This window comes from Streptomyces sp. NPDC021096, assembly GCF_040641275.1.
GTDB lineage: Bacteria > Actinomycetota > Actinomycetes > Streptomycetales > Streptomycetaceae > Streptomyces.
In genome coordinates this window covers 48,772-62,021 of sequence record NZ_JBFADG010000022.1, presented here as the reverse complement: position 1 = coordinate 62,021, position 13,250 = coordinate 48,772, and the positions used below count along the sequence as shown (strand labels likewise).

Below are 13,250 nucleotides of genomic sequence, written 5' to 3'. Positions count from 1 at the left end.
AGAGCCGACATGCCGATCAGCCGCAGACAGCTCATGACCGGCGGCGCCGGTCTCGCACTGGCGGGCGGCCTCACCACCGCGTGCGGCTCGAACACCGGTCGTGGGGGCGGGGGTTCGGACAGACCCCGCCTGTCGCAGTGGTACCACCAGTACGGGGAGGTCGGCACCCGGCAGGCGGTGGGGCGGTACGCCGCCGCGTACAAGGACGCCGACGTCCGGGTGGAATGGCGGCCGGGCAACTACGACCAGCAGGCGGCGGCCGCCCTGCTGACCTCCTCCGGCCCGGACGTCTTCGAGGTCAACGGCCCGACCCTGGACCAGATCCAGGGCGGGCAGATCGTCGATCTAAGCGACCTGATCCAGGATGTCAAGGGCGACTTCAGCCAGGCCGTCCTCGCCCCCAAGACCCACGACGGCCGCGTCTGGGGCATCCCCCAGGTCGTCGACACCCAGCTGCTGTACTACCGCAAGAGCCTGCTGGAGGCCGCCGGGGTGCGGCCGCCCCGCACCCTGGACGAGCTCGTCGACGCCGCGCGCAGGCTCTCCGATTCCAAGGTCAAGGGCCTCTTCCTGGGCAACGACGGGGGCGCGAGCGCCCTCGCCGGCACTCCCCTGCAGGCCGCCGGGCTCTCGCTCCTCACCGAAGAGGGCAAGGTCGGCTTCGACGACCCTGCCGCCGCCCGCACCCTGGGCAAGCTCCACCGGCTGTACGCCGACAAGTCGCTGCTGCTGGGCGCGCCCACCGACTGGGCCGATCCCTCCGCGTTCGTCCAGGGCCTGGCCGCCATGCAATGGTCGGGGCTGTGGGCGCTGCCGCAGATCAGGAAGGCGCTCGGCGACGACTTCGGAGTGCTGCCGTTCCCGCCGGACGGCCCGGGCGGCCGCCCCGCCGTCCCGGTCGGCGCGTGGACGGCCGCCGTCAGCGCCCGCAGTGAACACCGGGAGGCGGCCAAGGCGTTCGTGAAGTGGCTGTGGATCGAGCGCACCGACCACCAGGAGGACTTCGCGCTGTCCTACGGCTTCCACATCCCCGCCCGGACCTCGCTCGCCGCGAAGGCCGACCGGCTCAAGAAGGGACCGGCGGCCGAGGCCGTACGGTTCACCACCGAGCACGGCTTCCCGGCGCAGCCCCTTCTGTGGACGCCGCCCAGTCAGACCACCTATCAGGACGCCCTCAACCGGATCATCAAGGGCGGCGCCGACCCCGGCAGCGAGCTGAAGGCGGCCGTCCGCAAGACGGAGGCGGAGCTGCGCCGGGTGCGGAAGGGATCATGAGCACGGCGCGGAGCGACCGGCTACGGCAGCGGAACCGTACCTTCTGGTTCTGGACTTTCGTCGGCCCGTTCGTAGCGGGGCTCGCCCTCTTCACGTACGTACCGCTCGCCTGGAGCGTGTACCTCAGCTTCTTCGACGCCCACAACACCGTCTCCCCCACCGACTTCGTGGGTCTCGGCAACTACACGGCGATGCTGGGCGACCCGGCCTTCCGTTCGTCGCTGGTGACCTTCGCCGTCTTCACCGCCTTCATCGTGCCGGCCACCTACGCGCTGTCCCTGGGCCTGGCCCTGGCGGTGAACAGGCTGCGCTTCGCGCAGGCGTTCTTCCGGTCCGTCTTCTTCCTGCCGGCCGCCTGTTCGTACGTCGTCGCCGCGATGGTCTGGAAGCTGTCGGTCTTCAACGGCGTGCGCTTCGGACTGGCCAATACCGTGCTCGGCTGGTTCGGCGCGGAGCCCGTCGCCTGGCTGGCGGCCACGGATCCGCCCTGGTACTGGCTCGTCATCGTCACCGTGCGGCTGTGGCTGCAGGCGGGCTTCTACATGCTGCTGTTCCTGGCCGGGCTGCAGCGCATCCCGGTGCGGCTGTACGAGGCGGCGGCGCTCGACGGCGCCCGGCCCGGGTGGCAGACGTTCCGGCACATCACCTTCCCCGCCCTGCGCACCACCTCGGTCACCGTGGTGCTGCTGCTGGTCGTGGCCGCCTTCCAGGCGTTCGACGAGTTCTACAACCTGCTCTCGGACGCCCGCGGCTACCCGCCCTACGCCCGGCCACCGCTGGTCTACCTCTACTACACCGCGCTCGGGCAGGGGCAGGACCTGGGCCTGGGCAGCGCGGGCGCGGTGATCCTGGCGCTGGTCATCGCCGTGGTGACCGTCGTACAGGCCCGCTGGTCCGGGCTCGGCCGCAAGGAGGAGCACTAGCCGTGGAGAACGCTCTCGTACGCGCCGGGCGCGCGCTGCGGCTGGTGCTGCTCATCGCGCTGGCCGCGCTGTTCCTGGTCCCCTTCTATCTGATCGTCCGCAACGGCCTGGCCTCCGAGTCCGAGATCACCGCCCCCACCTGGACGTTCTTCCCCCGCGATCCGCACTGGTCGAACGTGCGCGAGCTGTTCGCCGACCCGGACGTCCCCATGGCCCACGCGCTGCTGAACTCCTCGCTCATCGCGGTGGTCACGACCGTCGGCACCCTGCTGCTCGCCTCGCTCGCCGGGTACGGGCTGGCCCGCATCCCCTACCGGCACGCGAACGCCGTCTTCTACGCGGTCGTGGGCACCCTGATGGTCCCGGCGGCCGTCACGTTCGTGCCGTCCTTCGTGTTGGTCTCCTCGCTCGGCTGGGTCTCGACCCTGCGCGGGCTGATCGTGCCCACGCTCTTCAGCGCGTTCGCCTGCTTCGTCTTCCGCCAGTACTTCCTGGGCTTCCCGCGCGAACTGGAGGACGCGGCCCAGGTCGACGGGCTCGGCTACTGGCGCACGTACTGGCGCATCGTCGTCCCCAACTCCCGGCCGGTCTTCGCGGCCGTCGGCACGATCGTCTTCATCGGCGCCTGGAACTCCTTCCTGTGGCCGCTGGTCATCGGCCAGGGCCGTGACTCGTGGACCGTCCAGGTGGCGCTGTCGACCTTCACCACCGCGCAGGTCGTCAACCTGCACGAGCTGTTCATGGCCGCCGCCGTCTCGATCGTTCCGCTGCTGCTGGTCTTCCTGCTGCTGCAGCGCTACATCGTCGCCGGCGTCGAGCGGTCCGGGATCGACGACTGAACCATCGACGACTGGACGCGGGAGCGGCCCTGCGGGCCGCGGTGGCCGCCGCGCAGGAGGGCGGCGCCCAGGGGCGTGAGGGTGTGCATGACGGCGCTGCCGTTGCGCAGGGTCAGCACCAGGCCGGCCTCGCGCAGGACGCCCGCGTGCTGGCTGGCCGAGGCCGCCGACACCCCGACCCTGCGGGCCAGTTCGCTGGTCGTGCAGCCGCCCCCTATGGAGCCCAGGACCGCGGAGCGGGTGTGCCCGACGAGCTTGCCCAGCGAGCGCGGGGCGGCCGGTACGGCGGGCGCGGACTCCGACATGGCCCGGGCCGGGTAGACCAGGACGGGCGTGAGCTCGGCGTTCTGCAGGGTCACCGGGGTGCGCCGGCAGAAGAAGGACGGCAGGAGCAGCAGTCCGCGGCCGTTCAGGTGCATGTCGCGGTCGACGGGGTAGTCGACCTCCAGCACCGGGGCCTGCCAGCGCATCGTGGGCGGCAGCGAGGACAGCAGGGCGTCCGCGCCCCCGTCCAGCAGGGCCCGGCCGCGGATGGCGCGGTCGGCCTCGATCTGCGCCTGGATGTGGGCCCAGTAGGGGGCGATGGCCGCCTGATGGTAGGAATGCAGGGCGCTGATCAGCTTGCCGAACGCACGGGCGTCGCCCTCGGCCAGCGATCGTATCCAAGCGGGCAGGGTCCGTACGGTGGACAGCCTGCCCAGTTCCTCGTGCACCCGGTCGGCGGGCGTGGCCCGCAGCGCCTGTATGCCGGACTCGAGTCCGAGTAACCCTTCGGGCGGCGTCAGGAAGTCCGGGAAATAACCACGAGGCGGAACCAGCGGCGCCAGTAGCCGCGTTTCACCATTCAACCGAGGACGGGTTTCCGAGCGCCAATCTCCGAAGATCGACTCGCCTTGTTTGTCCCGGAGGCGGTGCAGGCTCAATACGGTTTCCCACAGCACGTCCGGGTCTCCGGCCAGGCGCAACCGGGCCAGATCGAGTCCAGTGAAATGGACACGCAGCACCAAACCCCCACATGAGACATCCGCAACCACCCCCCGCCCACTGAGTATGCACACCGATACGCGGTGTTACCACGCCCTTTTGGCCACAGTTGAAAGGACTCGCGGCGAACATCGCAGAAGCGAAATGCTATTCACGCACTCAGGGCCGCACCCGCTCGTTCCCGTGGGGGGTGGCGAGCGAAAAAGCGGCCGCTGAGTATGTGAGTTGCCGCCCGAGCCGATGCGGGCGGCAACAACTCCCGGTGGGGGAGTAAAGAGGGGCGGCGCTCCCGCACGGGCGCCGCCCCTTCACCGTTCCACCGGCCGCCGGGAGCCCCGGCGGCCCGCCCGCCCGTCCCGGCGGATGATCTTCGCGTGTACGTCGCGTTACGCAGCGGTTAAATGGCCGGAAGGGGCAGCACCCCGCGCGGGTGCTGCCCCTCCTCTACCGGAGCCGCAGGGGGCTGAGGGTCGAGGTCATCCCATCAGCGGCTCCGGAGCTCGTCCGGCCGGTGCTCAGCGGCTGTCGCTGGTACCCGCCGTGCCGTTCAGCGCGGCCGCGCGGCCCGCCTCCAGGCGGGCGACCGGGATGCGGAACGGGGAGCAGGAGACGTAGTCCAGGCCCACCTCGTGGAAGAAGTGCACCGACTCCGGGTCGCCGCCGTGCTCGCCGCAGACGCCGAGCTTGAGGTCGGGCCGGGTGGCCCGGCCGGCCTTGGCGGCCGCGCGGACCAGCGAGCCCACGCCGTCCCGGTCGATGGTCTCGAACGGGCTGACCCCGAAGATGCCCTTCTCCAGGTAGGCGGTGAAGAAGCTGGCCTCGACGTCGTCGCGGGAGAAGCCCCACACGGTCTGGGTCAGGTCGTTCGTACCGAAGGAGAAGAACTCCGCGGCCTCGGCGATCTGGTCGGCCGTCAGGGCGGCGCGCGGCAGCTCGATCATCGTGCCGAGCGGCAGCTTGAGGCCGACGCCGGTGGCGGCCTCGACGTCGGCGATGACGCGCTCGGCCTCCTCGCGGACGATCTCCAGCTCCTGGACGGTGCCCACCAGCGGGATCATGATCTCCGCGCGCGGGTCGCCCTTGGCGTTGATGCGCTCGGCCGCGGCCTCGGCGATGGCCCGCACCTGCATGGCGAACAGGCCGGGGATGACCAGGCCCAGGCGCACGCCGCGCAGGCCCAGCATCGGGTTCTGCTCGTGCAGCTTGTGCACGGCCTGCAGCAGGCGCAGGTCGTTCTCGTTGGCGTCCTCGCGGGCCTCGGCGAGCGCGACACGCACCGACAGCTCGGTGATGTCGGGCAGGAACTCGTGCAGCGGCGGGTCGAGCAGGCGCACCGTGACCGGCAGCCCGTCCATGGCCTCGAACAGCTCGACGAAGTCGGCCTTCTGCAGCGGCAGCAGGGCGCCCAGCGCCTCGTCGCGCTCGGTGTCGGTGTCCGCCAGGATCAGGCGCTCGACCAGCTCGCGCCGCTCGCCGAGGAACATGTGCTCGGTGCGGCACAGGCCGATGCCCTGGGCGCCGAAGCGGCGGGCGCGCGAGGCGTCCTCGGCGTTGTCGGCGTTGGCCCGTACGCGCAGCCGGCGCATGCGGTCGGCGTAGGCCATCATCCGGTGCACGGCCTGGACCAGCTCGTCGGCGTCGTCGGCGCCCGCGTGCATGCGGCCCTCGAAATACTCCACGACCGGGGACGGCACGACCGGGACCTCGCCCAGGTAGACCTTGCCGGTGGAGCCGTCGATGGAGACGACGTCGCCCTCCTGGATGACGACCCCGCCCGGCGCGGTCATCTTGCGCTGCTTGGTGTCGACCTCCAGCTCCTCGGCGCCGCAGACACAGGTCTTGCCCATGCCGCGCGCGACGACGGCCGCGTGGGAGGTCTTGCCGCCGCGCGAGGTCAGGATGCCCTCGGAGGCGATCATGCCGTCGAGGTCGTCGGGGTTGGTCTCGCGGCGGATCAGGATGACCTTCTCGCCCGAGCGCGACCACTTCACGGCGGTGTACGAGTCGAAGACGGCCCGGCCGACGGCGGCGCCCGGCGAGGCGGCGATGCCCCGGCCCAGCAGGTCGGCCTTCGCCTTCTCGTCGAAGCGCGGGAACATCAGCTGCGCCAGCTGGGCGCCGGTGACGCGCTGCAGCGCCTCGGCCTCGTCGATCAGGCCCTGGTCCACCAGCTGCGTGGCGATGCGGAAGGCCGCACCGGCCGTGCGCTTGCCGACGCGGGTCTGCAGCATCCACAGCTTGCCGCGCTCGATGGTGAACTCGATGTCGCACAGGTCCTTGTAGTGCGTCTCCAGCGTCTCCATGATCTGCATCAGCTGGTCGTACGAGGCCTTGTCGAGCTGCTCGAGCTCGGCGAGCTGCATGGTGTTGCGGATGCCGGCGACGACGTCCTCGCCCTGGGCGTTCTGCAGGTAGTCGCCGTAGACGCCCTGGTGGCCGCTGGCGGGGTCGCGGGTGAAGGCGACGCCGGTGCCGGAGTCGGGGCCGAGGTTGCCGAAGACCATCGAGCAGATGTTGACGGCCGTGCCGAGGTCGCCGGGGATGCGCTCCTGGCGGCGGTAGAGCTTGGCCCGGTCGCCGTTCCAGGAGTCGAAGACCGCCCTTATGGCGAGGTCCATCTGCTCGCGCGGGGCCTGCGGGAAGTCCCGGCCGGTCGCCTTGGAGACGATGACCTTGAACTCCTCCACCAGGCGCTTGAGGTCGGCCGCGTCGAGGTCGACGTCCGTGGTGACGCCCTTGGCCCGCTTGGTCTCCTCCAGCGCCTCCTCGAAGAGCTCGCCGTCGACGCCCAGCACGGTCTTGCCGAACATCTGGATGAGGCGGCGGTAGGAGTCCCACGCGAACCGCTCGTCGCCGGCCTGGGTCGCGAGGCCGGTCACGGACTCGTCGGAGAGGCCGATGTTCAGGACGGTGTCCATCATGCCCGGCATGGAGAACTTGGCGCCGGAGCGCACCGAGACCAGCAGCGGGTCGTCGGCCTGGCCGAGCTTCTTGCCCATCCGCGCCTCGAGGGCCTCGAGGTGGGCGGTGACCTCGTCGCGCATCGACGACGGCTCCTGGCCGCCCTCGAGGTAGACCTTGCACGCCTCGGTGGTGATGGTGAAGCCCGGAGGGACGGGCAGACCGAGGTTGGTCATCTCGGCGAGGTTGGCACCCTTCCCGCCGAGCAGGTCCTTGAGGTCCTTGTTGCCCTCGGTGAAGTCGTAGACGAACTTCTGGCGATCTTCAGATACCGGCACGGGAATCGACTCCTCACTGGGGCCTCCCGGGACGCAGTTGGGGGTGGGCTGCCCTGACGGCGGGGAGCGTACCCAGATCGAAGGCATCTGAGGAGGTCCACTCCGCCATCTTGGGGGCGCAACCACCCATCCGCCAGCAGATCGAAAGTCGCGCGCTCATCTGAGGCTCGCACCCGCTTCCTTCACATAATGAAGGCAAGGTGACCGAAAATAATCGGTGCCTCACGGAGCGCCGAAAATTCCCGCCGTCTGCCGCCAAGGATTGAAGCCAAAAGGGGTGGCACCCAGTGCCACCCCTTCCAGAGGTGCACCCCCGATTTCAACGCTCATCTGAGCGGAGCCCCTATCAGAGGTGGCGAGAATCACGCGTCATCGCCGGGCGTTCACCCGCCCGAAGTGTCCAGTTCGGCCTCCGCGCCCACAGTTGCGCAGTCGTACGGGTCCTCCAGCCACCCCTCCGGAAGCACCACCCGGTTGCGACCCGAGGTCCGGCCGCGCGGCCCGTCCGCACCCAGGGGCCAGGGCTGATCCAGGTCCAGCTCGCTCAAAAGAGCGTCCAGTTCGTCCAGGGACGAGGCGATTGCCAGCTTCTTACGGAGCTCGGAGCCGATCGAGAAGCCCTTGGTGTACCAGGCGACGTGCTTACGGAAGTCGATCACGCCCCGCTCCTCGTTCTCCAGCCACTCGCCGAGCAGCTGCGCGTGGCGCAGCATGACCCGGGCGACCTCGCGCAGGGCGGGCTGGGCGTACGTGCCGTTCCCGCCCTCCTCGAAGGCGCTGACGAGGTCGCCGAAGAGCCAGGGCCGGCCCAGGCAGCCGCGGCCGACGACGACGCCGTCGCAGCCGGTCTCGCGCATCATCCGCACGGCGTCCTCGGCGGACCAGATGTCGCCGTTGCCGAGCACGGGGATCTCGGGGACGGTCTCCTTGAGGCGGGCGATGGCGTCCCAGTCGGCGGTGCCGCCGTAGTGCTGGGCGGCGGTGCGGCCGTGCAGGGCGATGGCGGTGACGCCCTCCTCGACCGCGATCCGGCCGGCGTCGAGGTAGGTGATGTGGTCGTCGTCGATGCCCTTGCGCATCTTCATGGTCACCGGGAGCGAGCCGGCGTTGCCGACGGCCTCACGGAGGATCGAGCGCAGCAGGTTCCGCTTGTACGGGAGGGCGGAGCCGCCGCCCTTGCGGGTGACCTTGGGGACCGGGCAGCCGAAGTTGAGGTCGATGTGGTCGGCCAGGTCCTCGTCCACGATCATGCGGACGGCCTTGCCGACGGTGACCGGGTCGACGCCGTAGAGCTGGATCGAGCGCGGCTTCTCGGTGCCGTCGAAGTGGATCAGCCGCATCGTCTTGGCGTCCCGCTCGACGAGCGCCCGGGTGGTGATCATCTCGCTGACGAAGAGCCCCTTGCCGCCGGAGAACTCACGGCACAGCGTGCGGAAGGGCGCGTTGGTGATCCCCGCCATGGGGGCCAGGACCACCGGCGGCTGCACCGAGTGCGGACCGATCTGGAGCGTCATGGAGCGGGCTTCCTCGAAGTCGTACGGGAACGGGCGGACCGTCCATTGTCCCTCATTCGGGGGAGCCGGATCCCGGGTCGGAGGTCCTGACGAGCGGGCGTCAGCGCACCGGCGCGGCCGTCGCACCGGTGTGCTCCAGCGCCTCCTCCGCCCGTACGAGCGCCAGCAGCCGCTCCAGCCGGGCTTGTGTCTCCTGGTCGGCGGGGGTGAAGGTCAGCAGCCGGGCGCCGGGGGTGGGGCCGGTCCACAGGCTGGTGTAGTCCAGGCGCAGCATGCCCACGCTGGGCTGCAGCAGGCTGCGGGTGCGGTAGGCGGTGAGCTCGGCCACCTCGTGCCGCGCCCACAGCTGCCGGAACTCCTCCGAGGCGTCCTGCAGCCGCTTGAGCAGGCACTTCCAGGCCGGCTCGGCGAGGTGCTCGGCCATGGCGGCCCGGAATTTCGCGACCATGGCGCGCGTGGCCTCTTCCCGGTCGGCGGTGCCGGCGCGCCAGTCGTCGTCGGTGAAGTACAGCCACAGGCAGTTGCGGTTCTCCGGCGCTATGGCGTCGAGGTCGCCGAGCAGGCGCCCGTAGGTGCGGTTGTAGGCGAGGATGTCGTACCGCGCGTTCTGGATGCACGCCGGGAAGGGCTCCAGCCCTTCCAGCATCGCGTGCAGCGCGGGGGTCACGCCCGGGCAGTCGGTCGGGGACAGCGGGTCGGTGGAGCCCGCCAGCGCGAAGAGGTGGACGCGCTCGCCCCGGTCGAGCATCAGGGCGCGGGCGATGGAGTCCAGCACCTGCGCCGAGACCTGGATGTCCCTGGCCTGCTCCAGCCACGTGTACCAGGTGACCCCGACGGCGGCGAGCTGGGCGACCTCCTCGCGGCGCAGCCCGGGGGTGCGGCGGCGGGGGCCGCGCGGGAGGCCGGCCTGTTCGGGGGAGATGCGCTCGCGGCGGGAGCGGAGGAAGGCGGCGAGTTCACTGCGGCGTACGTCGTCGGCCGTATGGGCTGCTACGGCAGGGCGCTCAAGTGTCATCGTCGTCATGGCTCCAGGGTGCGGGACCTCCCAGCCTGTTGCCAGGTACTCCTTGTACCAGGATAAGGACACTCTGGTACCCGGCTGCGCACACCGCCATCGTCGTATCCGTGAGTGAACCGCGAATAGCCAGTCCTGCCCCCGTCCCGACGACTCCGACGACCGCCGCGACCCCCGCCTCCCCCCTCCCCTCTCCGTCCTCTCCCCCGGCGGGCCTGACGCCGCTGGGGCTGGCGACCGTGCTGCTGGGGGCGGCGCTGCCGTTCCTGGACTTCTTCATCGTCAACGTCGCTCTGCCGACGATCGGGCGCGACCTGGACGCCGGCCCGGCGCTCCTGGAGATGGTCGTCGGCGGCTACGGCGTCGCCTACGCGGTGCTGCTGGTGCTCGGCGGGCGGCTGGGCGACATGGTGGGCCGGCGCCGGCTGTTCCTGTGGGGTACGGCCGCCTTCGGGGTGACGTCCGTGGCCTGCGGTCTGGCGCCGGACGCCTGGACGCTGGTGGTGGCGCGGGTGGCGCAGGGCGCGGCCTCCGCGCTGATGCTGCCGCAGGTGCTGGCGACGATCCAGGCGACGACCAGCGGCACCCGGCGCACCAAGGCGCTGAGCCTTTACAGCGGCACGGCCGGGGTGGTGAGCGCGGTCGGGCAGGTGCTCGGCGGGGTGTTGGTCTCGGTCGACCTGCTGGGCACGGGCTGGCGGTCGATCTTCCTGATCAACGCGCCGGTCGCGGTGGTGGCCCTGGTGCTGGCGGTGCGTTCGGTGCCGGAGACGCGCTCGGAGAACCCCACGCGGGTGGACTGGTGGGGCACGGTTCTGCTGTCGGTGTCCCTGGTGTCGCTGCTGGTGCCGCTGACGGAGGGCCGCTCCACGGGCTGGCCGCTGTGGTCGTGGGTGCTGCTGGCGGTGTTCCCGTGCGCGGCCGCCGCGTTCGTGCTGGTGGAGCTGCGCGAGGAGCGGGCGGGGCGGATGCCGCTGGTGCCGCCGTCGCTGCTGCGGGTGCACGCGGTGCGCAGCGGGCTGACGCTGATCGTGCCGTTCTCCATCGGCTGGGGCGGCTTCATGTTCGTCCTGGCGGTGGCGCTGCAGGAGGGGCTGCGGCTGGGCCCGATGGCGGCGGGGCTGGCCCTGGTGCCGATGTGTGTGACCTTCTTCGCCGGTTCGCTGGCCGGCCCCCGGCTGGCGGTGCGCTACGGGCGGCGGCTGGCGACGGCCGGGGCGCTGATCCAGGGGGCGGGGCTGGCCGTGGTGGCGGCGACCTTCTGGTTCGGCTGGAACGAGGGGCTGGGCGCGCTTGGCCTGGCGCCGGGGCTCGCGATCCAGGGGCTGGGCCAGGGAATCCTGATGCCGCTGACGATCCGGCTCGTGCTGAGCGAGGTGCCGGTGGACCGGGCCGGGGTGGGCAGCGGGGTGCTGGTGACCACGCAGCAGGCGTTCATGGCGCTGGGCGTGGCCACGCTCGGCTCGCTGTTCCTGTCGCTGGCGCCGGGGTCGGGGATGCGGGACGCGCTGGCGATCACGTTGGGGGTGCAGCTGGTGGCGGTGGCGGCGACCGTGCTGCTGACGTTCCGACTGCCGCGCGGGGTGCGCTAGAGCGAGGGAGGGGGACAAGCATGGAATGACAGATATTGAAATCTGTCATTCCATGTGGCATGGTTTTTGTGTACCCCCCCCGGCTCCCTCCCCTCCCCAAGGAGTTCCCGTGCTGCACCGCACCCTCGGCACCACCGGACCCCAGGTCTCCGCCCTCGGCCTCGGCTGCATGGGCATGTCCGCCCTCTACGGCGAGGCCGACCGCGCCGAGTCGATCGCCACCATCCACGCGGCGCTCGACGCCGGCGTCACGCTGCTGGACACCGGCGACTTCTACGCCATGGGCCACAACGAGATGCTCATCGGCGAGGCCCTGCGCTCGGCCCCGGCCGGGACGCGCGAGCAGGCGCTCACCAGCGTCAAGTTCGGCGCCCTGCGCGACCCGGACGGCGGCTGGTCCGGCTACGACGGCCGCCCCGCGGCCGTGAAGAACTTCGCCGCCTACTCGCTGCAGCGTCTCGGCGTCGACCACATCGACGTCTACCGCATCGCCCGCGTCGACCCCGGCGTCCCGATCGAGGAGACCGTCGGCGCCATCGCCGAGCTGGTCGAGGCCGGCCACGTCCGCCACATCGGCCTGTCCGAGGCCGGCGCGGACACCATCCGCCGGGCCGCGTCCGTCGCCCCGATCGTGGACCTGCAGATCGAGTACTCCCTGATCTCGCGCGGCATCGAGGAGCAGATCCTGCCGACCTGCCGTGAGCTGGGCATCGGCGTCACGGCGTACGGCGTGCTCTCGCGCGGCCTGATCAGCGGCCACTTCACCCGCGACCGGCAGCTCGCCGCGAACGACTTCCGCGGCATGAGCCCGCGCTTCCAGGGCGAGAACCTCCAGCGCAACCTCGACCTCGTCGACGCGCTGCGCAAGGTCGCCGAGGAGCGGGGCGCCAGCGTCGCCCAGACCGCGATCGCCTGGGTCCTCTCGCGCGGCGAGGACATCGTCCCCCTGGTCGGCGCCCGCCGCCGCGACCGCCTCTACGAGGCCCTCGGCGCCCTCGACCTCCACCTGGACGCCGACGCCCTGACCGCCATCGAAAAGGCCATCCCCGCCAACGCCGCAGCCGGCGCCCGCTACCCCGCAGACCAAATGGCCCACCTGGACAGCGAGCACTGAGAAAGGTTGTGGGCAGTCGTTCCGCAGGGCTGGGGGCACCTCCCAGCGGTAGCTGGGGGAGGGTGGGCACAACCCGACCACGGCCCGCACCCGGGTACGGTCGGTCATACAAACGACGCGTAGCCGCACCCGTACCGCCCTGGAAGGGACCCGCACCGCGATGCCCCCGGAACCGCTGACCCCAACCCGCATCCTCGAAGCCACCGAGGACGTGCTGCGCCGCTTCGGCCCCGCCAAGGCCACCGTGGTCGACGTCGCACGCGCGCTCGGCGTCAGCCACGGCAGCGTCTACCGCCACTTCGGCAGCAAGGCCGCCCTGCGGGAAGCCGTCACCGAGCGCTGGCTGGACCAGTCGCACGCCGAACTCTCCGCCCTGGCCGACGCACAGGGCCCGGCCGCGTCCCGGCTGCGCGACTGGCTCACCGCGCTCTTCGCCGCCAAGCGCCGCAAGGCGGGCGACGACCCCGAACTGTTCGCGACCTACATGGTCCTGGTCGGCGAGAACAGCGGCACCGTCGAGCGGCACATCGAGACGATGATCGGCCAGCTGGCCGGCATCGTGGCGGCCGGCGTGGACAGGGGCGAGTTCGCCGCGACCGACCCGGCGACGGCGGCCCGGGCCGTCTGGGACGCGACCAACCGCTTCCACGACCCCGCGTACGCGGCGGAGTGGTCGCAGCCCGGCATCGACGCGGCGTTCGACGCGGTGTGCGGCCTCGTGCTGCGGGGCCTGCGCGCCTAGGCGGTGGCCCCGG

The 13,250-nt window shown here is 71.2% G+C and carries 10 protein-coding genes; 6 read left to right on the top strand and 4 right to left on the bottom strand.

What is annotated here, in order from left to right; all coding sequences use genetic code 11:
- The first annotated feature begins 9 nt into the window (after positions 1-9).
- The 3 genes from AB0G59_RS23490 to AB0G59_RS23480 are packed head-to-tail and all read left to right on the top strand — an operon-like array spanning position 10 to position 3,037.
- Positions 10-1,275, top strand: a complete 1,266-nt coding sequence (locus AB0G59_RS23490; RefSeq protein ID WP_360914827.1) for a sugar ABC transporter substrate-binding protein — start codon at positions 10-12, stop codon at positions 1,273-1,275.
- Positions 1,272-2,198 (top strand): sugar ABC transporter permease, encoded by a 927-nt coding sequence (locus AB0G59_RS23485; RefSeq protein WP_360914824.1) that lies wholly within the window; start codon positions 1,272-1,274, stop codon positions 2,196-2,198. Before AB0G59_RS23490 ends, AB0G59_RS23485 begins: the two co-directional genes overlap by 4 nt.
- Positions 2,199-2,200: 2 nt before the next feature.
- On the top strand, positions 2,201-3,037 hold the full coding sequence (locus tag AB0G59_RS23480; RefSeq protein ID WP_360914821.1) for a carbohydrate ABC transporter permease: 837 nt from the start codon (positions 2,201-2,203) through the stop codon (positions 3,035-3,037).
- Here the strand turns inward: AB0G59_RS23480 and AB0G59_RS23475 are convergent.
- The 4 genes from AB0G59_RS23475 to AB0G59_RS23460 all read right to left on the bottom strand — a co-directional run bounded on the left by AB0G59_RS23475 (position 2,995) and on the right by AB0G59_RS23460 (position 9,798).
- Entirely contained in the window at positions 2,995-4,041 is a 1,047-nt protein-coding gene (locus tag AB0G59_RS23475; protein WP_360914818.1) for a helix-turn-helix domain-containing protein, read from the bottom strand. The genes AB0G59_RS23480 and AB0G59_RS23475 overlap by 43 nt on opposite strands.
- Before the next feature lie 495 nt (positions 4,042-4,536).
- Positions 4,537-7,260 carry a pyruvate, phosphate dikinase gene (ppdK, locus tag AB0G59_RS23470; RefSeq protein ID WP_360914815.1) on the bottom strand — a complete coding sequence of 908 codons (2,724 nt, stop codon included), beginning with the start codon at positions 7,258-7,260 and terminating at the stop codon, positions 4,537-4,539.
- 383 nt (positions 7,261-7,643) lie between these two features.
- Positions 7,644-8,774, bottom strand: coding sequence for a tRNA dihydrouridine synthase DusB (gene dusB, locus AB0G59_RS23465; RefSeq protein WP_360914812.1), 1,131 nt, complete (start codon positions 8,772-8,774; stop codon positions 7,644-7,646).
- Between the two features lie 100 nt (positions 8,775-8,874).
- A complete protein-coding gene (locus tag AB0G59_RS23460; protein ID WP_360914809.1) occupies positions 8,875-9,798 on the bottom strand; it encodes a helix-turn-helix transcriptional regulator in 924 nt (307 codons plus the stop codon).
- A 101-nt stretch (positions 9,799-9,899) separates the two neighbouring features.
- Between AB0G59_RS23460 and AB0G59_RS23455 the strand changes: the two genes are divergently transcribed.
- The 3 genes from AB0G59_RS23455 to AB0G59_RS23445 all read left to right on the top strand — a co-directional run bounded on the left by AB0G59_RS23455 (position 9,900) and on the right by AB0G59_RS23445 (position 13,237).
- Positions 9,900-11,381, top strand: a complete 1,482-nt coding sequence (locus tag AB0G59_RS23455) for an MFS transporter (RefSeq protein WP_360914806.1) — start codon at positions 9,900-9,902, stop codon at positions 11,379-11,381.
- A gap of 109 nt (positions 11,382-11,490) precedes the next feature.
- On the top strand, positions 11,491-12,495 hold the full coding sequence (locus tag AB0G59_RS23450; protein ID WP_360914803.1) for an aldo/keto reductase: 1,005 nt from the start codon (positions 11,491-11,493) through the stop codon (positions 12,493-12,495).
- Positions 12,496-12,655: 160 nt separating this feature from the next.
- Complete coding sequence (locus AB0G59_RS23445; RefSeq protein ID WP_360914800.1) at positions 12,656-13,237, top strand: TetR family transcriptional regulator; 582 nt, start codon at positions 12,656-12,658, stop codon at positions 13,235-13,237.
- Positions 13,238-13,250 lie beyond the last annotated feature (13 nt).

Bases quoted from the DNA above. Each gene is read 5' to 3' on its own strand.
- AB0G59_RS23490 (WP_360914827.1), top strand. From the start codon at position 10: ATGCCGATCAGCCGCAGACAGCTCATGACCGGCGGCGCCGGTCTCGCA.
- dusB (WP_360914812.1), bottom strand. From the start codon at position 8,774: ATGACGCTCCAGATCGGTCCGCACTCGGTGCAGCCGCCGGTGGTCCTG.
- AB0G59_RS23460 (WP_360914809.1), bottom strand. From the start codon at position 9,798: ATGACGACGATGACACTTGAGCGCCCTGCCGTAGCAGCCCATACGGCC.
- AB0G59_RS23445 (WP_360914800.1), top strand. From the start codon at position 12,656: ATGCCCCCGGAACCGCTGACCCCAACCCGCATCCTCGAAGCCACCGAG.
- AB0G59_RS23485 (WP_360914824.1), top strand. From the start codon at position 1,272: ATGAGCACGGCGCGGAGCGACCGGCTACGGCAGCGGAACCGTACCTTC.